The sequence below is a fragment of the Flavobacterium sp. FG68 genome (assembly GCF_057808895.1).
Genome location: NZ_JBMDIY010000046.1, coordinates 22039 through 48890, shown reverse-complemented (window position 1 = coordinate 48890; position 26852 = coordinate 22039). Strand labels below are relative to the sequence as shown.

The following is a 26852-nucleotide window of genomic DNA, read 5'->3' as shown; positions in this document are numbered from 1 at the left end:
CTAAAGTTAAGATTTAGTTCTTAACTAGAACTCCATGCTAAGTTAGCACATCCAGTAGAACAATACCACCGGCGGAAGAGGAATGAAAAAAACGGGTAAAGATTTTAAGGTTGATGAGTTTTGTCATATCACAAATTTAGGGTTTTCAATTTACCCCTGCAAATTAGTAAAGCTGCCAAATAGCCTGGCTCATTTTTGGGCATCTCAAAAATCTTTATAAAAAAAGCAAATGCATCGAATTCTTACGTCCTATATTTTTGCTGATTCAAATAAAGACGAAGAAGTTTTTTAACTCAACAAGGGTATTTAAAAAATTGTATTCAAAAAAACACCCAAAACTTTGCTGCAATAAAAATAAAGTTTAATTTTACATCTCAATAGGAAATGGTGTTCTTCCTAACCCAACCGCTTGTAAGAGCTGATGACGCCTGATTATAGTAATGTATTGTACATTTAATCAGGATAATTATGACTAATCGTAAGCAAAAGAAATCAGCAGGTAAAAAAACTCAAATTCGTTTCAATCTATTTTTAAGAAAATTCCCGGCAGTCCCCTATATTATTAAATGGTTTTTTATCTGTTTAATATTAGGTATTTGTATAGGATCCGCTTCTGCAGGATTTTTAATATCTCTTGACTGGGCAACTAATTTCAGGGAAAATCATTTATGGCTGATTGCACTTTTGCCTATTGGAGGTTTACTGATTGGGCTGCTTTATCATTATTTAGGCAAAGACATTGAAGCCGGAAATAATCTGCTTATAGACAGCATCCACGATCCCAAGGAAATTATTCCCTTTAGAATGGCTCCATTTGTCTATATGGGAACCATTACAACCCATTTTTTTGGCGGTTCGGCTGGCCGTGAGGGAACAGCATTGCAAATGGCAGGAGCTATTGCAGATCAGTTTACAAAGCCCTTTAAGCTCAATCCGAGCGAACGTAAAATATTGCTGATCTCAGCCATAGCAGCAGGTTTTGGCTCCATTTTCGGCACCCCGCTGGCAGGGGCTGTATTTGGCTTAGAAGTATTTTTAATCGGCAAAATAAAATACGACGTCATCTTTCCGGCATTTGCATCAGCAATTCTTGCCGATTTAGTTACCAGTCTCTGGCAGGTTAAACACACCCATTACCATATCGATATCATTCCCCATATCGCAGCACTTCCTATTATTTACAGCATTTTAGCAGGTATTGCATTTGGCTTGTGCGCGGCTTCATTCAGCAAAACCATACATTATGTTTCGGCTGTTTTTAAAAGCAAAATCACCTATGCTCCCCTTCGCCCCTTTATTGGCGGTATAATTGTTTGGGCAGCTGTATTTGTAATGGGCACCACAAAATATATAGGTTTAGGAATTCCCACAATCGTGGCATCCTTTGACCACCAGCTTCCATTCTATGATTTTGCTTTAAAAATGGCATTTACAATTCTCACCCTTTCAGCCGGTTTTAAAGGCGGAGAAGTGACCCCTTTATTTTTCATCGGTGCTGCCCTGGGGAGTGCTTTATCGCTCTTTATCCCACTGCCTACCGGTCTTTTGGCCGCAATGGGATTTACAGCCGTTTTTGCAGGTGCTGCCAATACACCCCTGGCCTGCATTTTAATGGCAATTGAACTCTTCGGGGCAGAATGCGGTATTTATGCCGCTATTGCCTGTGTGGTTTCCTATCTGCTCTCCGGTCACAATAGTATCTATAGCAGACAAGTGGTTGGAGAACCTAAAAATTCTCGTTTTGAAAGTTATTGTGGAAAAAAAATTAATCAATTATAAAAGGATGAATCTAAAAAAAACGCAAAACAGTAATATCTTTATTCCATAAAACAAATTAATATAAAAATCCAGCTCTTTAAAGTTTTCTTGATCCTCTTTATAACAATTACGAACCTTGTCTTTAAATTTTAAACTGCATGAAAATTAAATCTAAAATATTCAACACTGATAATTCCAAAACTACCATACTGATCAGGCTCATGACAGGAGCCGTATTTCTTTCCGAAGGCATCCAGAAATTTCTATTCCCTGAAACCTTAGGTGCCGGCCGCTTTGCGAAAATTGGACTGCCCGCCCCTGAGTTTTTAGCGAATTTTACAGGATGCTTTGAAATTATCTGCGGCATTCTGGTTTTACTAGGTCTATTTGTAAGGGCTGCCAGTATTCCGTTAATCATCATTATGATTTCTGCCATAGCCATAACAAAAACGGAAATTTTAATAGATAAAGGCTTCTGGAAAATGCTTCACGAGAGCAGAACCGACTGGGCCATGCTTTTAGGCAGTATTTTTCTTTTAATAAAAGGCTCAGGCTCATGGTCCCTAGACAAAAGATGGTTCTATGATGAATAACAAAACTCCTTTAAAAGAGATTGCAAAACTTTTTCTCAAGCTTGGAGCAATTGGTTTTGGCGGTCCTGCAGCTCATATCGCCATGATGCAGCAAGAAGTAGTTGAAAAAAGAAAATGGCTCACCCAGCAGCACTTTCTGGACTTAATCGGCGCAACAAATTTAATACCCGGCCCAAACAGCACCGAAATGGCAATTCATATCGGACATGAAAAAGCAGGCTGGAAAGGCCTGATTACTGCGGGAATCTGCTTTATTTTTCCCGCGGTAATCATTACAGGATTTTTCGCCTGGCTGTATAAAGAATACGGTCAGATTCCAGAAGTTAAACCTTTTATATACGGCATAAAGCCCGCTATTATTGCCGTTATATTGTCTGCGGTTTTTCCACTGGCAAAAAAATCCATAAAAACAATCCAGCTGGGAATTATCGCGGCTGCAGTTTTGCTTCTTTCACTGCTGAAATTCAACGAAATATTTTTGATGTTTGGTGCCGGAGTGCTGGCCGTGCTGCTTTATTATTTCAAGCTCGAGAAGAATAATAACCTTCATTCCTTTATTCCTCTGGCGCTTTTTCAAATTTCGGATCATCGTTTCTTCTCGGCATTAAACTGGAATTTATTCTTGATTTTCTTAAAAATTGGTGCCATTTTGTATGGAAGCGGTTATGTGCTTTTCGCTTTTCTCGATGCTGAATTAGTTGCTGCGGGGCTTTTGTCCAGAACACAATTAATTGATGCGATAGCTGTCGGTCAGTTTACACCCGGTCCGGTTTTCTCAGCAGTAACTTTTATCGGCTGCCAGATTAATGGTTTTTCAGGAGCTTTATTTTCAACCATTGCCATTTTCTTACCCTCTTTTGTTTTTGTGGCATTACTAAACCCGCTGGTAAAAAAAATGCGGCATTCTCAATTGTTTTCTGCATTCTTAGATGCTGTAAATGCGGCATCCATAGCCATTATAATTTCCATTTGTCTGGAAATGGGAAGCGAAACTATTGCCGGCTGGCGCACTGTCTTAATTGCTTTATTAAGCATTGCCATACTATTTAAATACAAGAAAATCAACAGCGCTTTTATAGTTTTAGCTGGTTCTATAACGGGATATCTGCTGACTTTTGTCTAAATTTTGAAAATTAAATAAGCAGGATAAATGATCTAAACTCTACACCTGAGCAGGCTCCTGGTTTACTGTCATATTCTGCTGTTAAATAGTGGCAGAAGAGTTTTTAGTTATCACAATTATAAAATTACTAATTACTATTACCCGGCACTCTCACTTGATACTAATATAGGAAAGCCTTTAAGATAATTATCTTAGAGGCTTTATTTTGCAATTTCAATACTTCTTCCCATGCCCCGGAAACCAGTAATAATAGGAGTTAGAGCACCACAGTGCTATGTCCGTTTTTATCTTAATTCATTGCTTTCTAATTTTTGAATCATTGCTTTTGCCGATTTTGAACCCGGATCTAATTCTAGAGCTTTTCTATAGGCCTGCAATGCTTTTTCTTTATCATGATCTGCAAAATAAGCTTCTCCCAAACTGTCCCAGCAATTCGAGTCATTGGGAAATAATTTTACATTCTCCTGAAATACAATGAGCCCATTATCAATTTGTTTATCTTGTAAAAACGCGTAGCCAATTTTGTTTAAAACAGTATTTTTATTTCTTTTGAATGTTTTTTTAACAGCATCTACATAAGCATACACAAAAGCGTCTTTTTCATCAGTTTTTATGTCAGGCTGAACACCTTTTGCTTCCCAGTTAGTTTTTGTAACCGGATTAATCGGTTGTAAATAAGGCACTGATATTGTGAATTCGTTATCTATATTAATTCGTTTTGTTCTATTAGCGCCGCCTTTAGTGATTTCTCCTACTACTGTTGCCCTGTCCAAATGTTTTAATGTGTAAGTAAATGCTTCTGCCGCCGAAAAAGTATGCTTACTGGTTAGAATATAAAGCGGCTTGTCTGCACTTCGTTTTCCGTTTATATTTTCAAACGAATACAGCTGCGTTTTTTCATTGGTTTCTCGTTCATAAAAATCACTTAATAAAACAGGTTTTTCATCAAAGAAGTAACTCGATAATAACTGCATCATACTGGGAACACCGCCTCCATTAGCACGCAGATCGATAATGACTGCATTAGTATTGCTTAAAAAATTCATTGCAGCTGCAGCTGTTTCTTCTGCATATTTTACATCTGCAAATTGGTTTAAATTTAAATAGCCAATATTTCCGTCCAATATTTTTACCTCTTTAAATCCGTAATTAATTTCGGCCATTTGCAAAGCCATTCTTTTCTCCATTTCTAATTGCGCTTCCTGAGAAATAACATTCTTTTCCTTGGCAATATGCTCGGGTTCAAATCGAACTTTTAGATGCAAATCTTTGCTAATTTGCTGTAAATCTTCGGTCAGTATTTTAGAGAACTCATCAGGACTCGCAACTTCTTTATATTTATTAGATTTTAAATTTTTATCCAGTTCAATTGTCATTCTTTTTGACAAATCTAGATCGATATAAGATTTTTCAATATGAGTTTTTATTGCCGATACAATGGCCTTTTTCTCTTTTGTATCCAATAGCCGTTTACTGTCTTGTGCCATTGCGTTTTGTACAATTAAAAATAGTGTCAGAAGGATCATTTTAAAATAGTTTTTCATAATGTTTTATTTTTAAATATTTATAATTTACAGCAAACCTATCTGTAAACTAAAATGGTTTAAAACTTCTTTCATGAACCTTTAAATAGTTAGCACATACAATTAATTTGTATAATCAAATCTAGTTGAAGTCGAAAATATTAGCGTTTATGTTTCATTTAAGTGAATTGATGCACATTGTAGAGGAAAAAAGTCAATTTTTGTTAATTTTGACTCATGACTGAATTTCTTAAAAAGTACAAAGCTTTTATCTATGGATTGGTGATCCAAAGGATAATGGCGGCTGTTTTGTTACATTTTCATTTTATTTACATAGATAATACCGCACTATTGTCCAACACATTGAGTTTCATTTTTAGCTGGCTGATAATCTCACTGCCTATCCATTATTTTTCATTTTTAAAACAGCATAAAGCCACTAGTTTAAAGTTACTTGTCTTGATTGTCATTTTTCTGGCAATCATTGTAAACGATATGAATTCGAAAATAATTGATAATCCAATAACATTTGTAGGATTAGCTGGTGTTGGATTATCTTTTTTCTCCATTATAGCATCCTCCTATTTTAAGAAGCATGGCTTGATTCTAATCGGTTTTTATGTTCTGGCCTTAGGCTATTTCTATTATATAAGGGTTTATACCAAAGATGTAAATAATTATTTTCAGCAGGAAAAAGAGATTAAAATAATCCTGACGCTTCCCTTTTTTATGTTACTTTTCATATGGTTTTATCAGCAATGGAAATGGCTCAAAACAATTGAGTCCAAAAAAGCCAAAGCAGAGTTATCCCTACTCAAAAGCCAGATCAATCCGCACTTTTTTTTCAATACTTTAAATAATCTATATGGTTTAATAATAGAAAAATCTGATGATGCTCCTAACGTCGTCTTAAAATTATCTGACATAATGCGCTATACCATTTATATGGGAAAAGAAGATATCATACCAATAAAGGATGAGATAGAATATTTAAAGAATTACATTGATTTACATAAAATACGATATCAAAAAAGTGTCGATATTTCTTTTAATCATGAGGGGAGAGCTGAATACAAAATTGCGCCGTTACTATTTATTATTCCCTTAGAAAATGCTTTTAAGCATGGAGTAGAGCGTTTAACGGAAGATGCTTATATTCACATTAATATAAAAACTGATAATGGCCTAATCTGTTTTGATATTGAGAATAACTTTGAAGCGCGGGAATCTCAAACTCCCGGTATTGGATTAAACAATTTAAAACAGCGTTTGAAACTATTATATCCTAATAAACACCAAATGAAAATTGACATTACAGATTCTATTTATAAATTACAGCTAAAAATAGAAATGACATGATATACTATTTAATTATAGATGATGAACCTATTGCACATCGTATTATTGAAAACTATTGCGAAAACTTGACGCATTTGAAAAAGAAAGGAAATTGCTATAATGCCTTTGAAGCTATAGAATTCTTAAATGAAAATGCAGTCGACTTGTTATTTTTAGATATCAATATGCCTAAATTATCCGGCTTCGATTTTTTAAAAACATTACCCAATCCACCTAAAATAATAGTGACCTCAGCCTATAAAGAATTTGCTTTAGAAGGTTATGAACTTAATGTCTCTGATTATCTACTGAAGCCCTTTAGCTTTGAGCGTTTCATAAAAGCAATTAACAAAACAATAGATAATTCTCAAAATAAAAAAAGTATAACAGCACTGCCGGCAAACCAAGCAGAGCCAAAAACAAATAGCTTTTTTTTAAGGGGTGATAAAAAGCATCATCAAATTCATTTTGACGATTTACTGTTTATAGAAGCTTATGGACATTATTGTAAAGTATATCTAAAAAATGACATGATTATAAGTCATCAGAAAATTTCAGATTTTGAACAGCTTCTTCCAAAATTTAATTTTATAAGAACCCATAAATCTTTTATTGCTGCAAAAGATAAAATTAAACAGATTGAAGGCAACAGGATATTAATTGATAAATACAAAGTGCCTATTGGACAAACTTATAAAGAAAACATTATGATGCTTTTATAATTTTGAATTTAATAACCCATTTACATTCATCTTATACAGTTTCCCGATAGGAATTGTAAAATCACTGATTTTGATCCTGTTTCCTTCCACACTTTTAATATGTTTAATGGCAACAGCAAAGGATTTATGTACCTGCATAAAATCATTTTTAGGCAGTAATTCCATCAAATCAGAGAGTTTTTCTCTAACAAGTATTGCATTGTCATTTTTGGTAATTACTTTAACATAGTTTCCTGATGCTTCTACATATAAGATCATACCGATAAAAATCTGTATGTGTTTTTTATCTGCACGTAAAAAAATGCTTCTTGAATATTCATCCTCCACAGGATTAATACTTCCTTTAGAAGTCAAACTGGAAATTTTGTTTATAGCTTTTAAAAAGCGTTCAAAACCAAATGGCTTTAAGAGGTAGTCAATAATATTAAGTTCATAACCTTCAATTGCGTACTCCTGGTAAGCTGTCATAACAATAATTTTGGGAGGAGATGCCAGTGTTTTTAAAAAATCAAATCCTTTTAATTTGGGCATATTTAGATCTAAGAAAATTAAATCTACAGTATGATCTCTTAAATAATCCAGAGCCTCTAAGGCATCATAACAATTCTTTTTTAACTGCATATTGGGAAGCATATTACAATACTCCTCAATAATAGTATGCGCTATGTGTTCATCATCTATAATTAAATACCTGATCATTATAATTTTAAAATTAAAAGTGCTTTGTATGTAGTATTATTTTTTGAAACTAAAAACTCATGTTTTTTTGGATAAGCCAATTCTAATCTTCTTTTCAAATTCTTAATACCGATACCAGATGACTGACTTACTAAATCCGTATCATAGTTATTCTCTACTTTAAAAGATATAGTATTATTATTTGAACTAAGTTTAATAGTAACAAATGCATTTTCTCTTAAATTTTCGACACCATGTTTAAATGCATTCTCCAAAAGCATTATATAAAGTAAAGGAATTATTTTAAGCTGATCATCCTCCACAGTAGTTTCAAAATTTACGTTTATCTTTTTGTGATAACGTAAAGTATGCAAGTCGATGTAGTTTTTTAAATAGGCAATTTCTTCTCCTATCGTAACAAAATCTTTCTGGCCTTCATAAATACTATAACGCATCATATCTGAAAGTTTCAAAATTAACTCCTGTGCTTTTTTCTGGTCCTTTGCCACCCAGCCGTACAAATTATTGAGCATATTAAAAAAGAAATGGGGATTTACCTGATTCTGCAGATGCAGCAGTTCCATTTTCCCGTTTTCGTTTTTTAATTTAACAATAAACAAAATTTGTTTTACCAGCCAATAAATGCCAAAGCAAAATAATGCCAGATAGAGCAGAAAATAAAAACTGATAATCGGAATGCTGACTTTTGGACTATAGTTTTCAAAAAGCACTACAGAATCCTTATTCGAGGTAATTACTATAAAAAATATTGCCACTATTGGGACTGCTGCTAAAACTAAAGCAATCGCCCCGATGATATTCCTCTTGTTATTGTTAGCTGTTAAAATCATAATCACAAATGTAAATTAATAAAAATTATTGATAAAATAAGTTGGTAAACAATCCATAGAGACCTTCCAACGGACAGAAATAAGTGATAAAAGCACTTTATGGGCACCAAGTATATTTGTGTCACAAAACAGACTGGTTCATCACATTTACTTTCTTGATACCAGCTAAGAAAATAGGTTTGTTTAAAATTTAAATTCAAACAAATGAACAGTCTTAGTATTTCCAATCTCTCCAAAACCTATTCTAATGGTGTAAAAGCACTGCAAAACATAACGCTGGATATTCCGGTAGGCATGTTTGGCCTTTTGGGTCCCAATGGCGCAGGAAAATCAACTTTAATGAGAACAATCGCCACATTGCAAGAGGCAGACTCCGGCAGCGTGAAACTTGGAGATATCGATGTCCTTACGCAGCAACATCAACTAAGAAAAGTATTGGGATACCTGCCCCAGCAATTTGGTTTGTACCCTAAAATTTCCGCTGAAGTTCTCCTGCACCACTTAGCGGTATTAAAAGGAATTACAAAGCAGAAGGAACGCCGCGAAATAGTGAATGCACTTTTGCATAAGACTAATCTATATGAGGTAAAAAACCAAAACCTCAGCGGATTTTCCGGCGGAATGAAACAGCGCTTTGGCATCGCGCAGGCATTACTCAATAACCCAAAATTACTTATTGTTGATGAGCCCACTGCCGGGCTCGATCCTGTTGAAAGAAACCGGTTTTATAACATCTTAAGCGAGCTTAGTGAAAACACAGTGGTAATACTATCCACACATATCGTGGATGATGTAAAGGAATTATGCACGAGCATGGCCATCATCAATAAGGGAGAAGTACTTCTTAAAGGGAATCCTTTAGAACTAATAAACCAGACTGAAGGAAAAATATATCAAAAAACAATTCATAAAAATGAATTGGAAGAGTATAAGAAAGAATACAAAGTAATTGCAGAAAAATTATTTCTTGGAAAACCTATAATTCATGTCATAAGTGAAAGCAATCCGGAAAATGGTTTTATTTCAGTAAATGCTGGTTTAGAAGATGTGTACTTTTCGCAGATTCTTGCCACTTCTAAAAAGAAACTTTAATTCTCCTGAATACTTAATCAAGTAAAATTTTCTATTCTAATCCATTAAAATTAACGATTAACCATGTGGTACGACATATTTAAATTCGAAATCCAATACAGAAAAAAACGCCCTGACACCTATATCTTTTTTATTTTTATATTCTTCTTTTCCCTTGCGGGTGTGGACTTTGTCTTTCAAGGGATTGATATGGGTTCCGTAAAAACAAATGCTCCTATAGTTATAGCAAAAGCAATGGCTGCTGTTACCGCAATTTTAATGATGGTGGCTTCTTTGGTTATGGGTGTTTCAGTATTGCGGGACTATCAATACAATATAGAATCTCTATTATTTGTTAATCCAATCCAAAAGCGGGATTATTTATTAGGCCGGTTTCTAGGCTCTTTTGCAGTATTATTGTTTGTATTTACAGGGCTTTTATTAGGATTTACCCTTGGGGAATTTATGCCTTGGCGTTATCCGGAAAATTTAATGCCTTTTAACTTTTTAGCTTATCTGCAGCCCTTTATAATTGTAGTGCTGCCCATGCTGTTTTTTGGATCGGCATTGTTTTTTATTAGTGGCGCTTTAAGCAGAAACTTAATGGTAGTCTATACACAGGGAGTACTTATTTTTGTTCCCTTTCTATTGACAAAATCTATAAAAAACGATTTCCTGCAAGCTCTTTTAGATCCTTTTTCCCTGACAACGCTCACTGATATGAATGCCTTGTTTACAACGGCAGAACGCAATTCAACACTTGTTCCTTTTAGTGGTGTGCTTCTATACAATAAATTATTCTGGATTTTTCTAGGGATGCTTATTTTAATAGTAGGGTACTTCAACTTTAATTTTAGTACAGCAAAAAACAAAAAAACTAAAGAGAAAAAAATAAATACTATCCATGATTTAAATACTGCCGCTAACGAGAATCTCAAAATACCGTTAGTATTAATAAAGTATAATTTTAAATCACAATGTATTCAGCTATTACAACTTACATGGTTTTATTTTATATCCATTTGTAAGCAGGTATCGTTCTGGGCTATTATCATCTGTGCATTGATTATCATTTTAATAAACTCTATTAATCTGAATATTGCATATGATGCTGCCAGTTATCCTAAAACCTATCTTGTTATAAAAGAATTAAAAGAATTATCGCTGTATTTTTTTGCATTAATACTGATCTTCTATTCTGGCGAGCTCATTTGGAAAGAAAGAGAAATTAAGCTGGATTTAATCTATGACGCAACATCCATATCAGGTATTATAAGCCTGCTGAGTAAATTCCTGGGCCTTTTATTGATTTATATCGTATTGATACTCTCACTAATTATATTTGGAATTACCTTTCAAACGGCAAATGGCTGGTATCACTATGAACTGGATGTTTATTTCTATGGCTTTTTTATTGAGTTTTTTCCTTTTCTGGTTTTGTACACCTTTATATCTTTTTTCTTTCAGGCGCTGACAAATAATAAATTCACAGGCTTTATTTTAGTAATGTTTTTTGTTATCCTAAATACTGTTTCGGAATTCTTTGGTTTCGAGCACGATCTTTACAAATTTGGCGGGAGTGGTTTGGATTCCTATTCAGATATGAATGGTTACGGTCACTTTCTAGTATCCTATTTGTGGATTAAGGCATATTGGATTGTATTTGGCATTCTCTTGTTAACCCTCGCCTCTATTCTCTCTATCAGGGGCACCGAAACCAGTTTAAAAAAACGTATCAAGTTCGGTATGCAGCGATTAACAAAACCCATGCTCCAATTTGTATTGTCATTATTACTGGTATTTGCTTTACTAGGAAGTTATATTTTCTACAATACCAATATCCTGAACAAATATGAAAGTACCAATGATAAATTAGAATTTAGGGCAGATTATGAAAAAACGCTCAAAAGGTTTGAATATCTGCCTCAGCCTAAAATTACCGGTGTTAAGCTGCAAGTTGAGCTGTATCCAAAAACCAGAGATTATATCCTTGAAGGATATTACATACTTACCAATACCTTAAAAAAACCTATTTATAAAATCTATTTACAAAAACCGATAGCATCAGAAATTAATTTAGAAGAAGTCAGTTTTGAGCGAGAAACTTCTGCAGATAAACAATATAACCAATACAGCTTTTATATCTACACCTTAAAAAAACCATTAAAGGCAGGTGAAGCTGTTAAAATGAAATTTAAACAGAGGTATACAACTAAAGGTTTTAAAGAAAATGATTCTAATAACAGTGTCCTTCAAAATGGTACATTCTTGACAAATAAAGCGTTTCCAACTTTGGGCTACAGCAGAGAATATGAGCTTGATGATACTAGAATTAGGGCAGAATTTGAACTGCCGCCTGCAAAAGGAATGGCCAAAAGAAATGATAAAACAGAATTAACTTATGCAGGTAATGGAGGCAGCGCCGATTTAATCAATTTTGAAGTTACTATTGGGACAGACAAAAGTCAAAAAGCTATTTCTTCAGGCACTTTACAAAAGAGATTGACAGTAGGTAATCGTTCCTATTTCCATTATAAAACCGATAAACCAATAGTAAATCAGTATGCGATAATATCAGCAGATTATGAAGTTTCCAAGAGCAGATGGTCTGCTAAAAATGATCGTTTGGTAACTCCGGTAGATTTAGAAATCTATTATCAAAAAGGACATCAATATAACGTGGACAGAATGACCCAGGCTGTCAAATTATCTTTTGATTATTTTTCTGCGAATTATGGCCCGTATCAACACAGGAATATGCGTATCATAGAAACTCCTAATTACACCCAGCAAGCAGAGTCTTTCTCCGGAGCAATACCATTTTCTGAATCCAATGAGTTTATGCTCAATATTGATGACCAATCAGATGTCGATATTATACTCTACACAACAGCCCATGAATTAGCACACCAATGGTGGGGAATGCAGCTGCAGGCGGCAAATGTTCAAGGAAAAAATATGATTTTGGAAACCCTGTCCCAATATGCTGCTTTAATGGTGATGAAAAAGAAATATTCCAAAGAAAAAATAAAGCAGCTTTTAAAAAAAGAACAAGACGTTTATCTGCAGGCAAAGAAAAGATACGACAAACAAGAAGTTCCTTTAGAATTAGTTGAAAAACAAGATTATATATTCAATGCAAAAGGAATATTGGTTATGTACGCTCTTCAAAATTATATTGGGGAAGAAAAGGTGAATCTTGCTTTAAAAAGGTTTATTCGTGATTGGAACAATTCTAACGGAAAATTAAAATCAAAAACTCCTAATTACCCAACAACAAAAGAACTGCTGACTTACTTTATTGAAGTCACACCCGTTTCTTTGCGCCATAAAGTGTATAGTTTGTTTGAAAAAACGAAATTCGACAGTAATATCAAATTTACCGGTAAATGAATGAAATTTATCAAATCTTTATAGAAAAAAAATTAATAATAATGGTTAAAATTTCAACTGGAATTATTTTCATTACAATACTTGCCTGTGCGTTTCAGGCAAGTATTGTAAAAATTAAAAACACCACATTGCCAAAGTGTAAAGAACATGGCTCGAATATTATTACTCATATCAAAAAACTAGATAAATTTTTCATCAATCCCCAACAGGACATCCAAACCAAATTCATAAAGCCCTTCAAAGACAGACGCTACATCCAGTAAGCCAATCTCTTCAAATCCTCCATAAAATGGTTTGTAATCTGTCCTTTATGGGTCACTACAAAGCCAAATGGCGTCAATTGAAGACAATTGACGCCGTTTTTTATTTATAGAATTATTAATCAATACCTTCATAACTTTTTTGTTTTTGTTTCCTTTTTTAAAGACCTAAAAGTCAGGAAATAGTTGATAAAAAAAATTAACATTCTAATAAATATAACAGAAATTTTAAATTCAAAGTGCGATAACTTGAAAGGATTCGAGCACTACACATTAGAGCAAATTAGAGTTTCACACTAGCATGGATCCCTTTTTTTTGAGAATATTTCCGTAAGTCGTTATTAAGGTTTTAAGACACGGTGTAACACATATATGTTCTACAAATAATTCAAAAATTAATCTTGCAGAGTTTTTTGGCAGAATCGTGGCACATGGTGTTTTTGAAAACAAGAAATCCAGCAAAAGCAAGGTTTGGCGAGTTTAGGTTCGAAACTTTTAGAGATTAATATTTTTTTAAGTCCAACATTCAGTGCTCGCTTCTAAAAGGTTATTTTTTTTGCCAGCGGAAGTAATTTTTAAATTCAGATTGAAACACCTTAAAAAATCAATTGAATTTAATTTCATCTTTTTTTTATTTTTGCTAAAGAATTAGAAAGTTTGGTTAGCTGTATTTATTAAATTGTAAACTGAATTTATATAACTATCTTGTAATTGTTAGTTTCTTATAACGTTTTCTCAAAATCTCTCATGGATCAATTTCAATCGCTCTCAGATCATATCATTAATAGAATTTCGCTCAGTGAAACTGAAGTGCAGGAATTTGTATCCTGCTTCAAAATAACTAAAGTAAAGAAAAGACAATTTATTATACAGCCTGATTTTGTCCCTAAATATCGAAATTTTGTGGTTCAGGGTTCATTCAGAGCCTATGTTGTAGCAGATGAAGGCGAAGAGCACACTATCCAATTCGCGGTTGAAGACTGGTGGATTTCAGATTATAACGGTTACATATTTCAAAAACCGGCCTCGATGTTTGTCATGGCCATGGAAGATAGTGTCATCCTACAGATTGATTTTGAAAGCGAACAGAAATTAAAGCTTAGTAACCACAAATTTGAAACATTTTTCAGAATTATGGCAGAACGTTCGTTTGCCGGAATGCAAAGAAGGCTAATCAGTAATCTTACCAAAACTGCCGAAGAAAGATATCAGGAATTTGAAGATAAATACCCCTCAATAGTAGCTCGTGTTCCTCAATATGCATTGGCGTCTTTTTTAGGTATGACAACCCAATACCTGTCAAAGCTTAGAAATACAAGGGTTTCAAAAAAAAGTTAATCTAGTTTCACTTTTTTTGTTACTACAGTTTCTGTTTATTTACTAATCTAGTTGATTGTAATCAGGGCATCCTTTGCCGCAACTTTGTAATGTCAATAATGACAAACAATTATTACAAAGTATATGAATACAAAAGCAAACAGAACTTTCGCAGTTCCTACACGTGACCAGGTCACGCCAAATAATCAAAGTATTTTTGACAATCTTCAAAAGAGCCTTGGCTTTGTTCCTAACCTATATGCCTACTTTGGTAAAAACGATACAGCTTTAGGAGACTACCTGGTACTTCAAAATCGCAAGAGTACTTTAAAATCAAAAGAAAGAGAAGTTGTTAATCTGGTTACCAGCCAAATTAACGGATGTCTGTATTGCCAGTCTGCACATACGGTTTTAGGTAAAATGAATGGTTTTACGGATGATGAAATTTTAGAAATCCGAAGCGGTAACGCTTTATTTGACAAGAAATTAGATGCTTTGGCAAGATTCACCTCATCTGTTGTGGAAAATCGTGGTAAAGCAACCCAAAAAGCAGTTACCGAATTCTTCGAAGCCGGTTATACCGAATCCAATATGATTGATGTGATTATGGTAGTCGGCGATAAAATCATCAGCAACTACATCCATAACCTAACGGAACTTGAAATTGACTTCCCTGTAGCTGATCAACTATAATTAACCTTAAACCTATAATAGACATGGAAAATAGCGAAAACTTTTACCTTGAAACGCGTTTAAAAAAACATAGAGATTTTTGGGGTTCTAAATTAACGGCCGCTGAAAATGAAACGATGGAAAGACACATTGAATTTCTTCGTGAGTCAGGAGCATTAAATAAAGTTCTAAAAAAAGGAGATCTGGCTCCCGGATTTAATCTTAAAAATCAACATTCAGAAATCATTTCTTCGACTGAATTGTTGAAAAAAGGGCCTTTAATAGTCAGCTTTTACAGAGGAAGCTGGTGCCCGTATTGTGTAGAAGAAATAAAAGCGTTAAATCACTTTTATCCAGAATTTAAGGCAAATGAAGCTAGTCTTGTGGTATTGTCGCCACAGAGTTTTACAAAAACGCAAAAACAAGCAGACGAACTTCATTTAGAATACAGCTTACTTGTAGATGATGATAACAAAACAGGAAAGGCATTTGGTCTGGTGTACGAGTTTCCACAGTACCTGAAAGATTTATATCAGAACAGATTCAATAATAATATACAGCAAATCAATGAAGGTTCTGCCTGGGAGCTGCCCATTCCTGCCCGATTTGTAATAGGCCAAGATGGTAAAATCCTGGATGTTTATGTAGATCCTGACTATCGTTTTCGTCCAGAACCTATCGATACAGTAAACTTTATCAAAAACTTAAAAAAATAATCACATGAAAAATAGTAAAACATATATAGTATTAAGTTTGTTTTTATCCCTATTATTTTTAAACGAAATATATAGTCAGGCAAATCAAAAAGACAAGGATGTAAATTATATTGCGTTGGATGGCAGCTCAGTCTTTCCTGAAGGGATCATTACCTTACCCAATAATGATCTGTTAGTAGGTGGTTTTGGTGATGGTTCAATTCAGCGAATTGACAAAGACAATAAAGTTTCAAATTTTAGTAAACCTGGAGAAAACGGAATGGTAATAGCCGTTGGTTTACATCTTGATACTAAAAACAACAGGCTTTGGGTTGCCAACTTTAATTTCAAGACAGAAAGCGGTAATCCCGGAAGCCAGTTCAAGGTTTTTGACTACACAACAGGCAAATTATTAAAAACAATTCCGGAAAAATTCATCGAAGGCGCGTTTTTTAATGAAGTTACAATGGATCCAAATGGCAGGGTTTATGCTTCAGATACTTTTGGTCCAAAAATTTGGTCCGCTGCATTTGAATCAACTAATGCCGATGTATTTGTAACAGATGAACTACTCAAAAATCCCACTGCTGACCAGCCGTTTGGATTGAATGGACTGACCATTACACCAGATAACAAATACCTTATTGCATCTGTAATGAACAGAACAATAAAAGGCGGCGGAACATTGGTAAGAGTGGATTTATCCAATAAAAAAGTGTCTTCAATAAAACTTAAAAACGATCAGGCAGCAAGTTCATTTTCAGGCTCAGACGGCATGTTTTTTTACAAAGGACAGCTTTTAATGGTAAACGTATATTCCAGCGCAGGTGCTATTTTTACAGCAGCTTTCAATAAAGATTATTCAACTGCTTCCCTTCAAATCAGAGATAAGTATCAAAGTGTGTATGACAGGCCAACAGCTTCAGCCATTCGCAACGGTAAGCTTTACACGGTTAACAGCCAGCTAAATCACATTATAGATGATAAAGACGGAAAAATAAATACACCTCCTGTCTTACCCTTTAAAATAGTTAATGTCCCATTAGCAGATTTGCTTAAATAAAATTTGTCCACAAGGCAGGCATTTGATGCCTGCTTTGTGGATTGTATTGAAAATAAGTCTGTAATTGAACAGATAAAATGTCTTTAACGATTTAAATTAATAAAAGATGAATGCAAATATGTTCACTTTAAAAAATTATAATGTTCTGGTTACCGGTGGCAGTAAAGGAATTGGAAAAGCTACAGTAGAACTATTTTTAGAATTAGGAGCAAACGTAATATTTACTGCTCGTAACAGACAGGAGATTGAAAAACTGGAAACTGAACTAAGTTTAAAATATAAAAATATACAAGGCATTATTGCTGATGTAACCAGTACCGAAGCTGTTGAAAAAGTCAAGAAACATCTTGAGTTAATATGGGGAAGACTAGACGTTTTTGTTAATAATGCAGGTACTAACCTTAGAAAACCAACGATAGAATACACGGACCAAGAATATCAATTTATATTGGACACCAATATTAAGGCTCCTTTTATGATGAATAAAGCTTTACATCCGCTCTTACTAAAGTCCTCCTACCCTTCTATTATCAATGTTGCGTCAGTTGCTGGTATTTTAGATGCTAAAACAGGTTCTCCTTATGGGATTTCAAAAGCCGGACTGCTGCAATTGACTAGAAATTTAGCGGTAGAATGGGCATCTGAGGGTATTAGGGTCAATGCAGTTTCTCCTTGGTTTACCGAAACTCCACTAACCGAAAACCTACTTCATGATGAAGAGAAAATAGCGCAGGTGATCTCAAGAACACCATTAAAAAGAGTCGCTAAACCAAAAGAAATGGCAGCTGTAATTGCTTTTTTGGCCATGCCAGCGTCCTCGTACATAACTGGACAAAACATTGTTGTAGATGGAGGGATAACAGCAAATGCTTTGTAATAGTAAATTACGGCATGGTTATCCAGATTGTTAAGATAAATTTTCTAAGATTTTTTCTTTAATGAATTGGTCTTGAAACATTTTCTGCCAAAAAAACTAAGGCGAATTTTAAAAATCACCTGCACATCTAAAACAAGATTCTCTAAAATAATTAAGGGTGCATTTCTGCATCCTTAACTTTAACTCCAATATCCTTAAGCAGATACATATTTTGCTTGCCACGAGATCGACTCCATATTTTATCGATGCATTGTATGAAATGTCGTTAAACTTCATTCCCGAATACTTGTAGGATCTTTAAGCGTCATCTCTGCAATCTCATCTTTTCGTTTAAATGAGACGCCAGGATGCTTTTGCATGTAGCTAATTAATTCATGGGCAGCGTTAACCATCTGCGGAGTGCCACTTATGCGGTCGTGAAATGCGATGGAGAGCATACGGCGCTTGGTAGCAGCCTCGGCATAAAGTTGGTCAAATTCCATCTTGACCTGAGTCACAAATTGATCCGCCGAAAAATTACGCATTTCAATTAGGCCCATATCATTACAACGTATAGTATAGGGCACAACCGCAAAATCTTTTTGCTTTACTTTGATTAGAAACGGTTCGTCTCTGCTAAGGTCATCGATATGGTAAGTAAAACCAAGTTCTTGCAAGATCTCTAAAGTATTTACACTACGCCTCAGAAAGTTAGCATTGTAGCCAACAGGGGGCTTTCCTGTTGCTTTCTTTATTGCATCCGCTCCGTCTTTGATGAATTTTTTTTCCTCATCGTAAGACATGTTGTACTGCGTTTTCCAATCCAACCCATGCGCCGCGGCTTCATGTCCGCGATCTACGATTTCTTTTGCCAATGCTGGATTTTTTAAAACAGCAGAACCTACCATATGGGATGTTACCTTTATACCTAATTTGTCCCAGTTATCCAGCATCCGGGGTATACCTTCTTTAAACCCATATTCGTACCAACTGCTGGCCGGCAAGTCTTTGTAACCTGGCAGCATGTTAGGTGGAAATGGGCTAGGTGCGTTATCCGGTTGGCCACCAGCCTCAAACAGCATAGTAACAGAGACCACCAATCTTGATCCATCTGCCCATTTTGATGGTGCCGGGATAAAGGTTTTATATTGATTTTCGGCAAATATATTTTGATTCGCTCCAACGATACCTGCCACTGACAGCAGGCCTGCTTGCTTAATAAAATTTCTTCTGTCGGTCATAACAATATTCCTTTTAGTAAAGTCCTTCGTTAAATTTTGCAATGGCTGCTTCTGGATCTTTAAAATAATCTGCATATTGCCTGCCAGCTTCTCCAACATAAATATTATAACGATCTTCTTTAATACCGTTATAAATTTCTTCGGCTACGACCAATGGTGGTAAACCATGTTGCTCACCCCCCATTTCCTTAGTTGCATCAGTGTTGATCAATGACGGCATTACCTCAAAAACTTTAATATTTGTATTGGAAGATAAGGTTAAGCGTAATGCTACAGAATGGGAGTGCAAAGCTGTTTTAGCATCTGAATAGGTTGGTAAAACCACTAGCGGATGAAACGCTACATTAGAAGTAATATTTACGATGGCTGCATCAGGTTGTTTTTTAAACAAAGGCAATAAAGCTTCCGTAAGTCGAATCGGCGCAAAATAATTGATCTCAAATTCCTGTCTTGCTTTCTCGACTGCATTTGCTCCTTCACTTAGCTTATAAACAAAGCCAACACCGGCATTGTTAATTAATACGCTTAAATTACTATAATTAGTTTCTAGCGTTGTGACAAGGTTTATAATAGCATCATTATCGGTCACATCACATACTAGATAATCAACCTTTAATTCCTTTGCTGCTTTTTCCAGTTTTTCTGCATTGCGCCCAACTATAATTACTTTATTACCTTTTTCGCTTAGTAATTTTGAAGTTGCATACCCAATTCCGGAGCCACCACCTGTTACGAGAACTGTTTTGTCTGTAATGTTCATAATTTCTTTTTTTAATGTTTAAATAAATTTGTAATTTCGCTTTCGATTTGCAAGTGTAAAGGTAAATATTTTCACTTTTAATTTGCAAGTGTTTTTATAAATTTTTTTATTCATGAAAGAAATCAAATTACGCTCGGACTGCCCCATTAGCTTTTCTCTTGATTTTATAGGAGATAAATGGGCACTATTAATACTAAGGGATATTATATTTGCCGATAAATCTACCTATGGAGAATTCGCATCATCTAAAGAAAAAATAGCAACAAACATTCTTGCAGACAGATTATATATGTTAGAAACCAATGGGTTTTTAAATAAGCAGGTTGGTGAGGATAAAAAATCAAAGTTTACTTATAGTATGACTGAAAAAGGTATTGAATTAGTTCCTTTAATAATGGAATTAACCATTTGGGGCTCAAAATATAATCCGCCTGGCAATATCAATTTATTAAAGGAATTAAAAAAAAATAAGGCGGGTACTATAAGAAGTTATCAGGATAGACTTAGAAAAAATATTTCCAAAAGCCCTGAGCCGACTAATGGATAATCCCCAATTTTTACAGTGCTAATATTAAGTATTAGCAAAGAGCATGGCTAACAATACTTTATACCTGTTTTAATAGCAATAATAATTATTTTAAAAGGTATTATAGAGATACAATAATTAACCTAAGAACCTACTAAATTTGAATTATTATGTTTGAAATTTTCGAAAAATATTTGCGAACTTGGATTGATATATCTGATGAAGAATTGAATTCTATTCGCAAAGCTTCTATTGAAAAATCTTTACGAAAATCACAGTCTATTCTTCATGATGGTGAAATCTGGAAAATGAATTGCTTCATTGCCAAAGGTTGTTTTAGATTATATCGCTTTGGAAATGATGGCATTGACCATACCATGCGTTTCGGGGTTGAGAATTGGTGGATGACAGATCAGGAAAGTTATAACAACAATACACCATCTTTTTATAATATCGAAGCGCTGGCACCCAGTCACATTATTATGTGGAAGAAAGAAGAATGGGAAGAACTTCTTTTGCAATTACCCAATCTGAAAAGCTTTCAGGAAAGGCTTTCAGCGAGAGCCTATGAAACCAGTCAGCAACGTATCTATTCACTGATCAGTAATTCAGCGGAGGAAAAATATGTTGAATTCCAAAAAACCTATCCCAATGTTTTTAATAAAGTCCCCCTGCATATGGTTGCTTCTTACCTTGGAATGTCTCGGGAAACACTCAGTAGAGTCAGGAAAGACTACACGAAAAAGTAATAAAGACCTTGTAGCTTACTGCAAGGTCTTATCAATTTTTACTGCTTTAGAAAAACTCCACTTCTACTAATTGATGGATAAGCCATAGAAGGAAGATTAAATAATTTTTAATCACAGATTGGGATGGAAATTGCTGAAAGAACCAGCACCTTCAAGCTGCGAGGCAGCGTACAACATTGTTGATTCTGCCTGCCAGCTTCCTACAATCTGAACATTAATTGGTAAACCTTCTTTACTTGTACCAAATCTCATCGAAATTCCCGGTAAACCGGTAACATTTAATGGGACTGTAGCGCCCTGTAAATAAGTTGCATCCACTTTTTGTCCGTTAATTGTAAATTCTTCTACGCCATGCTTGTGGGCAGGAATGGGCAGCACGTGTGTAAGAAGCAGATCATACTGATGGAAATATTCTGCAAACCCATCCCTAATCCTTTCTGCCGCCTGTTCAGCTTCAATAAAATCACTCATTGAAGTATCGGGAAGTGAAAGCATTGTCTTGGCCATTTTATAAATCTCATCATCACTTCTACCTACTGTGGCTTCTCTGAATGCCTCTTTCATCTCCATAACATGAAGACGATTAAAAACATCTAATGCAAAGTCCTTTTCAAGGGCCAGTATTTGAACTGCTTCTACGTGATGACCAAGATTTTTTAAGGCATTGGCAGCTGATTCAACAACTGAAGTAACTTCGGGATCCACTGGACCAAAACCCGGACCGACCATCCAACCAATTCTTAACGGTCTGCTTGGGACATTTCCTATTCCAGCATCAAATTGAACTCTGCTGGTTGAAAATGCATCATGCCCATCAGGTCCTGATAATACTGAAAAAGCGAGGGACAAATCACGTATACTTCTTGCCATAGGTCCCACATGCCAGAATCGACGCGGTACACGTGGCCATATGCCCGTCATCGGAACACTGCCATGAGTAGCTTTAAGTGAAACAATTCCCGTTTGAGCAGCAGGCCCCCTTACAGATATGGCAAGATCAGTACCCAATCCAATGGGAGACATGCCCGCTGCAATAGCTGCTGATTCTCCACCACTTGAACCGCCAGGTGTTCGGGTGAGATCCCAAGGATTATTGGATCTTCCGCTAAGCAGGTTATCACTTTCTATCCAATATGAAAACTCTGGAAGATTGGTCTTGGCAAGTAAAATTCCACCTGCCGCCTTCATTCTTGCCACGCTGGTTGCATCGGTATCGGGAACACGTCCTTTAAAGATTGGGGAACCTCTTTGGGTTAATATTTTTGCGGTATCAATGGAATCCTTTACTGTAAAAGGTACACCATGCAGAGGTCCTAATTTCTCCCCTCTCATTACTGCTATCTCGGCGGCTTTGGCTGCTTTCATTGCGGTGTCAGCAATAGTCACTATTGCATTAATTGATGGGTTGTATTTCTCAATTCGATCTAAATGAACCTGCAATACTTCAACAGGAGAAACTTCTTTATTACGGATCATTTTTGCTAAGGCTGTTGCATCCTGAAAGTAGATCGGCACTTTGTCATTGATTTTTGTGTCCATATTTTTATCTTTTATTAAATGGCAATTACTATTTATTGCTTTAACAAAGTTGGAAAAAAGGGCATTTAACCACAAAGTCATATGACGCTAATTTTTTGTGACAATTGTCACAATCATCTTATTTAAAACTGTTATCTAGAGAACTGTATAATAAACGAAAAAAATTAAAATAAAGAAATCCTGTAATGTCAAATTATTGGATTCATTATTTATTGCAGCATTGGAACCATCAATATAACTTTAAAAAAACTGCATTGATCATTAATAAAAATGAATGTTAATAGCTGCGGTTATCTTATATTTTCTTTTAAATCTGCTACGCAGACCCAACATTCTCATATAAAAAGTTACTTGCCTAATTTGTATTTTAAATCCTCGATTTTGAAGTTCTCTAGTGATTTTCATGTATCCATATCTTTGCTTAAATTCATAAAATATAGATGTAATTTCTTTTTTTAATAAAATTATTCGAGATTCTGTATCTGAAAGCTCTAGTTTTTTCCTTCTATAATATGTGGTGACCAAATTGTAAATGAATTTTTAATGAACATCGGATATTTAAAAGGGGATCAATCTGAAATCTGCCTCATTCACAAAGAAATTCTATCAAAAAAAACAATGTGGTTAACCTTAAATTAATAAAAGTTGATTCAATTTATTTGATATTGTATAGTTATATGCAACGGCTACAGCAGACTCAATAATATTGCACCACGGAGCATAAATAGTACATTCCGTAATTTGTGTTAGACATTCCTTTTACTGTGTTACTACACCCTAATGCTTCGATCTAAATTTGCAGTGTAAATCATTATTAACAATAAAAATTTAGAAAAATGAAAAAAGTAGCATTAATCACAGGAGCAAGTTCAGGAATGGGAAAATCAACAGCTAATCAATTGCACAGCCAAGGCTATATAGTTTATGGAGCGGCAAGACGTACCGATGAAATGAATGACCTGAAAGCAAAAGGAATGGGTGTAGTTTCTCTCGACTTAACCGATGACGCATCAATCGTTACGGCTGTAAATACTATTATGGAAAAAGAAGGCAGAATTGATATTCTAATTAACAATGCAGGGTATGGCTCTTATGGAGCTGTTGAAGATGTACCCCTTGACGAAGCAAGAAGACAATTTGAAGTTAATCTTTTTGGAATGGCAAGATTGACACAGTTAGTATTACCAAGTATGCGTAAGCAAAAGTCTGGCAGGATCGTAAATATTTCATCAATGGGTGGCAAAATTTATACCCCACTAGGGGCCTGGTACCACGCCACCAAACATGCTGTTGAAGGCTGGAGTGACTGTTTACGTCTAGAGCTGAAAGACTTTGGAATAAACGTAGTGGTTGTCGAACCAGGGGGTATAAAAACAGCTTGGGGAACAATTGCAGCGGAAAATTTAAAGAAGACTTCAAGTAAAGGAGCCTATGCGAATTTTGCAAATAAAGTGGCTGAAAACACAGTTAAAATGTATACCGGTAAACAACTGACCGAGGTAGATATACTTGGGCACACTATTGCAAAAGCTGCTACAGATAGAAAACCAAAAACCAGATATGTTAAAGGTTATATGGCAAAACCAGCAATAGCTATTAGAAAATGGTTTGGAGACAAAGTATACGATAAAATGATAATGAGCCAAGTAAAGTGATTGAGCCATAATAGTAACTCCGTTAAATATTTAAATTAAATAAATGATGGAGTTACTTTTTTAACTTAAAAATAAGTAAAAACCTAAATAACGATATATAAATATGGATATTATTAATCATACTTCCCAATGGGTAAAAGGCGAGGTTATTCAAGGCCGAATAATGGTGAGCGTTGGTATACTGGCAATCATTGCTTTCTTTTATTTTGTTGATTTTCAACAGCTCTTTTACAAAGGAATGATTCTTCCTTTTATTTTATTGCAATTAGTCTTAGTAGGTTATGGTGGATTTCAAATGTGTATGCGTCCAGAACATTTTAAGGAAATACAGCAATCAATAAAAGTCAATTCAGAAAATGCCATAAAAGCTGAAATTGAAAAAGTACAAAATGATGATAAAGTATACAGCTGGTTACGGCCTTTATGGGCAGCCCTTTTTTTAGTATCTTTATTTTTATTTCTATTTTTTAAAAATGATTTTGCCAGAGGAATGAGTTTTGGCTTTACAATTTGGTTTCTATCAGCTTTCATTTGTGATTCGTTTTTACATCAGAGGCTCAAATACTATTTATTACTATTACAGCAAACTTTATAAATAATTATGATATGAAACAAGATATTCAAAACATAAAGTCAATTAGTCAATTGCATCAGATTTTTGGATTTGACAAACCTACCCATTCCTTAATTAGTATAATTGATGTCTCAAAATGGGAAATTCCTGAACAATTTATTGACGTTAAATACACCTCAGAATTATATACAATTGGCTTAAAAGACAAAAGTTGTGGTTTGCAATACGGAAGAAACAATTATGATTTTGATGAAGGTGTACTAATTTTTACCGCCCCGAACCAAGTACAGTCTGTATCAAAAGCACAACAATTAGATGAAATTAAGGGATGGATGTTATTTTTCCATCCAGATTTAATTCGAAATACGGCTTTGGGGCAAAATATCGATGAATACGGCTTTTTTACTTATAATGTGCATGAAGCTTTACATTTATCAGATTCTGAACAAAAGACGATTACTAATTGTAAAACCATGATTCAAAAAGAAATTTTGGAACGCATTGACAATCATAGCCAAACTGTTATTTCATCATCGCTAGAATTGCTACTCAACCTCTCAAGACGTTACTATGAAAGACAATTCAATACCCGTTCAGCGCAATGTAAAGATATTGTTAGCCAATTTCATACAATATTAAACAGCTATTATAAAAGTGGAAAATTTGCAGAAACAGGTATCCCATCAGTTGAATATTTTTCAGATAAAATACATCTTTCAGGAAATTATTTGAGTGACTTGCTGAAAAAAGAAACTGGATATACCATAAAAGACCATGTAAATAATTTCATAGTCGAAAAAGCTAAAACTTTATTACTTGCCGAATCTGAAACAATTAGCAGTATCGCTTATAATCTAGGCTTTAACTATCCGCATTATTTCAGTCGTTTATTCAAGAATAAAACTGGAATAACTCCATTAGAATTTAAAAATTTAAATTAACGAAACTTTTATCGCTATTGTTGAAACATACTATTTCGGACAAATACTAAAGCTGCTGAAAACACCAGTAATTACTGGGATCTAAATATTGGTTGCGGTACCTCTTTCTCCGACTAAATTTTTTCAATAAAAATTACATTTTTGAATAGCTAAGCCAATACGAGATTTACAGTAATTATTAGTTATAAATCGGCATCAATCCCCAGCAGGACATCCAAACCAAATTTACTAAGCCAATGAAAGACAGCGCCTACATGTAGTAGGCCAACACCTTTAAATCTTCCATAAATTTTGTTGAAATTTGTCCCGTCGATCACTTAAGGAGACAACTATACATTAGTTGTCTCTTTTTTTATGCACAAATTTGTAGATTTTTCAAGCCTTTACAGCCTAATATTTTATGGTTCGAATTTTTCACAAGGAGTTCTTAGTCTGTTTGAAATAAACAGTCTTAAAGTGGCGCTATCAGAGAATTAATCGAAGCTGAACGATGGTTCGAAATCCCGTTAAGGATATGGGATTTTTTTATCTTTTAGTTTATCGTAATTTTTTGATACTAAATACAGTAACTCCAAAATAATTTTAGCTTCCTTCTCATCTACCTGAATGCCGTTTTTGGAAAGAATAATAACGGCTTTCTCTACTGAAACATTCCTCTCAATGAAATTCATTTTTTCTATTGGTTTTTCGGTTTCTTTTCTTTGATAATATTTTTAAAAATGCCTGATTTAAGCCTAATGATAGATCACCAGTTTTAAAATTAATACCTGTCGGTGAATAAGATTTACAAGATGTCTTTTATCTGAGGTCTCAAATTCAGAAAATCTTTGAAAGAATTCAACTAATGCTTTTTCTTCTATTTGATTTTTTATCAATAAGGTATTTATAGGTTTTTAAAACTTTACATACTAAAATTTTATTTATACATTTCAAAGTCTATTACTATGATGTATG

26 protein-coding genes and 1 riboswitch are annotated in these 26852 nt (G+C 34.5%); of the genes, 18 read left to right on the top strand and 8 right to left on the bottom strand.

Annotated features, from left to right (window positions below; genetic code table 11):
* Positions 1-371 precede the first annotated feature (371 nt).
* A riboswitch (Fluoride riboswitch) is annotated at positions 372-438 on the top strand.
* Between the two features lie 30 nt (positions 439-468).
* The 3 genes from ACODSB_RS22155 (at position 469) to chrA (ending at position 3474) form a co-directional block, all read left to right on the top strand.
* Complete coding sequence (locus ACODSB_RS22155; RefSeq protein ID WP_488938620.1) at positions 469-1779, top strand: voltage-gated chloride channel family protein; 1311 nt, start codon at positions 469-471, stop codon at positions 1777-1779.
* 137 nt (positions 1780-1916) lie between these two features.
* On the top strand, positions 1917-2351 hold the full coding sequence (locus ACODSB_RS22150; protein WP_488938619.1) for a DoxX family protein: 435 nt from the start codon (positions 1917-1919) through the stop codon (positions 2349-2351).
* A complete protein-coding gene (gene chrA / locus ACODSB_RS22145; RefSeq protein ID WP_488938621.1) occupies positions 2344-3474 on the top strand; it encodes a chromate efflux transporter in 1131 nt (376 codons plus the stop codon). Before ACODSB_RS22150 ends, chrA begins: the two co-directional genes overlap by 8 nt.
* Positions 3475-3758: 284 nt before the next feature.
* Here the strand turns inward: chrA and ACODSB_RS22140 are convergent, their stop codons facing one another.
* The gene (locus ACODSB_RS22140; protein WP_488938618.1) at positions 3759-5018 is read right to left on the bottom strand and encodes a S41 family peptidase; all 1260 of its coding nucleotides are present in this window, start codon (positions 5016-5018) and stop codon (positions 3759-3761) included.
* Between the two features lie 216 nt (positions 5019-5234).
* Here ACODSB_RS22140 and ACODSB_RS22135 point away from each other — a divergent pair, with 216 nt between their 5' ends.
* Entirely contained in the window at positions 5235-6356 is a 1122-nt protein-coding gene (locus ACODSB_RS22135) for a sensor histidine kinase (protein WP_488938617.1), read from the top strand.
* Entirely contained in the window at positions 6353-7057 is a 705-nt protein-coding gene (locus ACODSB_RS22130) for a LytR/AlgR family response regulator transcription factor (protein WP_488938616.1), read from the top strand. Before ACODSB_RS22135 ends, ACODSB_RS22130 begins: the two co-directional genes overlap by 4 nt.
* Here ACODSB_RS22130 and ACODSB_RS22125 read toward each other — a convergent pair.
* Entirely contained in the window at positions 7052-7756 is a 705-nt protein-coding gene (locus ACODSB_RS22125; RefSeq protein WP_488938615.1) for a LytR/AlgR family response regulator transcription factor, read from the bottom strand. The genes ACODSB_RS22130 and ACODSB_RS22125 overlap by 6 nt on opposite strands.
* Entirely contained in the window at positions 7756-8586 is an 831-nt protein-coding gene (locus ACODSB_RS22120; protein WP_488938614.1) for a sensor histidine kinase, read from the bottom strand. The genes ACODSB_RS22125 and ACODSB_RS22120 overlap by 1 nt, the downstream gene beginning before the upstream one ends.
* Before the next feature lie 204 nt (positions 8587-8790).
* Here ACODSB_RS22120 and ACODSB_RS22115 point away from each other — a divergent pair, with 204 nt between their 5' ends.
* The 8 genes from ACODSB_RS22115 (at position 8791) to ACODSB_RS22080 (ending at position 17934) form a co-directional block, all read left to right on the top strand.
* Positions 8791-9678: an ABC transporter ATP-binding protein gene (locus tag ACODSB_RS22115; RefSeq protein WP_488938613.1), complete on the top strand. Its 888-nt coding sequence runs from the start codon at positions 8791-8793 to the stop codon at positions 9676-9678.
* Between the two features lie 63 nt (positions 9679-9741).
* The gene (locus tag ACODSB_RS22110; RefSeq protein ID WP_488938612.1) at positions 9742-13050 is read left to right on the top strand and encodes an ABC transporter permease/M1 family aminopeptidase; all 3309 of its coding nucleotides are present in this window, start codon (positions 9742-9744) and stop codon (positions 13048-13050) included.
* A complete protein-coding gene (locus ACODSB_RS22105) occupies positions 13047-13313 on the top strand; it encodes a hypothetical protein (RefSeq protein WP_488938611.1) in 267 nt (88 codons plus the stop codon). The genes ACODSB_RS22110 and ACODSB_RS22105 overlap by 4 nt, the downstream gene beginning before the upstream one ends.
* Positions 13314-14057: 744 nt before the next feature.
* A complete protein-coding gene (locus ACODSB_RS22100; RefSeq protein WP_488938610.1) occupies positions 14058-14648 on the top strand; it encodes a Crp/Fnr family transcriptional regulator in 591 nt (196 codons plus the stop codon).
* Positions 14649-14771: 123 nt separating this feature from the next.
* The gene (locus ACODSB_RS22095) at positions 14772-15320 is read left to right on the top strand and encodes a carboxymuconolactone decarboxylase family protein (protein ID WP_488938609.1); all 549 of its coding nucleotides are present in this window, start codon (positions 14772-14774) and stop codon (positions 15318-15320) included.
* A gap of 23 nt (positions 15321-15343) precedes the next feature.
* Complete coding sequence (locus tag ACODSB_RS22090; RefSeq protein ID WP_488938608.1) at positions 15344-16015, top strand: peroxiredoxin-like family protein; 672 nt, start codon at positions 15344-15346, stop codon at positions 16013-16015.
* Positions 16016-16019: 4 nt separating this feature from the next.
* Positions 16020-17057, top strand: a complete 1038-nt coding sequence (locus ACODSB_RS22085) for a YncE family protein (protein WP_488938607.1) — start codon at positions 16020-16022, stop codon at positions 17055-17057.
* 106 nt (positions 17058-17163) lie between these two features.
* Complete coding sequence (locus tag ACODSB_RS22080) at positions 17164-17934, top strand: SDR family oxidoreductase (RefSeq protein WP_488938606.1); 771 nt, start codon at positions 17164-17166, stop codon at positions 17932-17934.
* Between the two features lie 272 nt (positions 17935-18206).
* On the opposite strand, the gene ACODSB_RS22075 is transcribed toward ACODSB_RS22080, so the two are convergent.
* Together ACODSB_RS22075 and ACODSB_RS22070 are read right to left on the bottom strand one after the other, a co-directional pair.
* A complete protein-coding gene (locus tag ACODSB_RS22075) occupies positions 18207-19154 on the bottom strand; it encodes a polysaccharide deacetylase family protein (RefSeq protein WP_488938605.1) in 948 nt (315 codons plus the stop codon).
* Positions 19155-19167: 13 nt separating this feature from the next.
* On the bottom strand, positions 19168-19914 hold the full coding sequence (locus ACODSB_RS22070) for an SDR family oxidoreductase (RefSeq protein WP_488938604.1): 747 nt from the start codon (positions 19912-19914) through the stop codon (positions 19168-19170).
* A gap of 112 nt (positions 19915-20026) precedes the next feature.
* Here ACODSB_RS22070 and ACODSB_RS22065 point away from each other — a divergent pair, with 112 nt between their 5' ends.
* Complete coding sequence (locus ACODSB_RS22065) at positions 20027-20461, top strand: winged helix-turn-helix transcriptional regulator (protein WP_488938603.1); 435 nt, start codon at positions 20027-20029, stop codon at positions 20459-20461.
* Between the two features lie 149 nt (positions 20462-20610).
* The gene (locus tag ACODSB_RS22060) at positions 20611-21189 is read left to right on the top strand and encodes a Crp/Fnr family transcriptional regulator (RefSeq protein ID WP_488938602.1); all 579 of its coding nucleotides are present in this window, start codon (positions 20611-20613) and stop codon (positions 21187-21189) included.
* Positions 21190-21300: 111 nt separating this feature from the next.
* On the opposite strand, the gene ACODSB_RS22055 is transcribed toward ACODSB_RS22060, so the two are convergent.
* Both ACODSB_RS22055 and ACODSB_RS22050 read right to left on the bottom strand, forming a co-directional pair.
* Complete coding sequence (locus tag ACODSB_RS22055; protein ID WP_488938601.1) at positions 21301-22809, bottom strand: amidase; 1509 nt, start codon at positions 22807-22809, stop codon at positions 21301-21303.
* Between the two features lie 180 nt (positions 22810-22989).
* Positions 22990-23253, bottom strand: coding sequence for an IS3 family transposase (locus ACODSB_RS22050; RefSeq protein ID WP_488938600.1), 264 nt, complete (start codon positions 23251-23253; stop codon positions 22990-22992).
* Between the two features lie 311 nt (positions 23254-23564).
* On the opposite strand from ACODSB_RS22050, the gene ACODSB_RS22045 reads away from it, so the two are divergent.
* From ACODSB_RS22045 to ACODSB_RS22035, 3 genes are all read left to right on the top strand, one after another.
* A complete protein-coding gene (locus ACODSB_RS22045; protein WP_488938599.1) occupies positions 23565-24383 on the top strand; it encodes an oxidoreductase in 819 nt (272 codons plus the stop codon).
* Between the two features lie 103 nt (positions 24384-24486).
* A complete protein-coding gene (locus ACODSB_RS22040; protein ID WP_488938598.1) occupies positions 24487-24978 on the top strand; it encodes a hypothetical protein in 492 nt (163 codons plus the stop codon).
* Positions 24979-24989: 11 nt separating this feature from the next.
* Complete coding sequence (locus ACODSB_RS22035) at positions 24990-25898, top strand: helix-turn-helix domain-containing protein (protein WP_488938597.1); 909 nt, start codon at positions 24990-24992, stop codon at positions 25896-25898.
* Positions 25899-26404: 506 nt separating this feature from the next.
* Here ACODSB_RS22035 and ACODSB_RS22030 read toward each other — a convergent pair.
* A complete protein-coding gene (locus ACODSB_RS22030) occupies positions 26405-26569 on the bottom strand; it encodes a PTS sugar transporter subunit IIBC (RefSeq protein WP_488938596.1) in 165 nt (54 codons plus the stop codon).
* Between the last annotated feature and the right edge of the window lie 283 nt (positions 26570-26852).

Bases quoted from the DNA above. Each gene is read 5' to 3' on its own strand.
- ACODSB_RS22155 (WP_488938620.1), top strand. From the start codon at position 469: ATGACTAATCGTAAGCAAAAGAAATCAGCAGGTAAAAAAACTCAAATT.
- ACODSB_RS22150 (WP_488938619.1), top strand. From the start codon at position 1,917: ATGAAAATTAAATCTAAAATATTCAACACTGATAATTCCAAAACTACC.
- chrA (WP_488938621.1), top strand. From the start codon at position 2,344: ATGAATAACAAAACTCCTTTAAAAGAGATTGCAAAACTTTTTCTCAAG.
- ACODSB_RS22140 (WP_488938618.1), bottom strand. From the start codon at position 5,018: ATGAAAAACTATTTTAAAATGATCCTTCTGACACTATTTTTAATTGTA.
- ACODSB_RS22135 (WP_488938617.1), top strand. From the start codon at position 5,235: ATGACTGAATTTCTTAAAAAGTACAAAGCTTTTATCTATGGATTGGTG.
- ACODSB_RS22130 (WP_488938616.1), top strand. From the start codon at position 6,353: ATGATATACTATTTAATTATAGATGATGAACCTATTGCACATCGTATT.
- ACODSB_RS22125 (WP_488938615.1), bottom strand. From the start codon at position 7,756: ATGATCAGGTATTTAATTATAGATGATGAACACATAGCGCATACTATT.
- ACODSB_RS22120 (WP_488938614.1), bottom strand. From the start codon at position 8,586: ATGATTTTAACAGCTAACAATAACAAGAGGAATATCATCGGGGCGATT.
- ACODSB_RS22115 (WP_488938613.1), top strand. From the start codon at position 8,791: ATGAACAGTCTTAGTATTTCCAATCTCTCCAAAACCTATTCTAATGGT.
- ACODSB_RS22110 (WP_488938612.1), top strand. From the start codon at position 9,742: ATGTGGTACGACATATTTAAATTCGAAATCCAATACAGAAAAAAACGC.
- ACODSB_RS22105 (WP_488938611.1), top strand. From the start codon at position 13,047: ATGAATGAAATTTATCAAATCTTTATAGAAAAAAAATTAATAATAATG.
- ACODSB_RS22100 (WP_488938610.1), top strand. From the start codon at position 14,058: ATGGATCAATTTCAATCGCTCTCAGATCATATCATTAATAGAATTTCG.
- ACODSB_RS22095 (WP_488938609.1), top strand. From the start codon at position 14,772: ATGAATACAAAAGCAAACAGAACTTTCGCAGTTCCTACACGTGACCAG.
- ACODSB_RS22090 (WP_488938608.1), top strand. From the start codon at position 15,344: ATGGAAAATAGCGAAAACTTTTACCTTGAAACGCGTTTAAAAAAACAT.
- ACODSB_RS22085 (WP_488938607.1), top strand. From the start codon at position 16,020: ATGAAAAATAGTAAAACATATATAGTATTAAGTTTGTTTTTATCCCTA.
- ACODSB_RS22080 (WP_488938606.1), top strand. From the start codon at position 17,164: ATGAATGCAAATATGTTCACTTTAAAAAATTATAATGTTCTGGTTACC.
- ACODSB_RS22075 (WP_488938605.1), bottom strand. From the start codon at position 19,154: ATGACCGACAGAAGAAATTTTATTAAGCAAGCAGGCCTGCTGTCAGTG.
- ACODSB_RS22070 (WP_488938604.1), bottom strand. From the start codon at position 19,914: ATGAACATTACAGACAAAACAGTTCTCGTAACAGGTGGTGGCTCCGGA.
- ACODSB_RS22065 (WP_488938603.1), top strand. From the start codon at position 20,027: ATGAAAGAAATCAAATTACGCTCGGACTGCCCCATTAGCTTTTCTCTT.
- ACODSB_RS22060 (WP_488938602.1), top strand. From the start codon at position 20,611: ATGTTTGAAATTTTCGAAAAATATTTGCGAACTTGGATTGATATATCT.
- ACODSB_RS22055 (WP_488938601.1), bottom strand. From the start codon at position 22,809: ATGACTTTGTGGTTAAATGCCCTTTTTTCCAACTTTGTTAAAGCAATA.
- ACODSB_RS22045 (WP_488938599.1), top strand. From the start codon at position 23,565: ATGAAAAAAGTAGCATTAATCACAGGAGCAAGTTCAGGAATGGGAAAA.
- ACODSB_RS22040 (WP_488938598.1), top strand. From the start codon at position 24,487: ATGGATATTATTAATCATACTTCCCAATGGGTAAAAGGCGAGGTTATT.
- ACODSB_RS22035 (WP_488938597.1), top strand. From the start codon at position 24,990: ATGAAACAAGATATTCAAAACATAAAGTCAATTAGTCAATTGCATCAG.
- ACODSB_RS22030 (WP_488938596.1), bottom strand. From the start codon at position 26,569: ATGAATTTCATTGAGAGGAATGTTTCAGTAGAGAAAGCCGTTATTATT.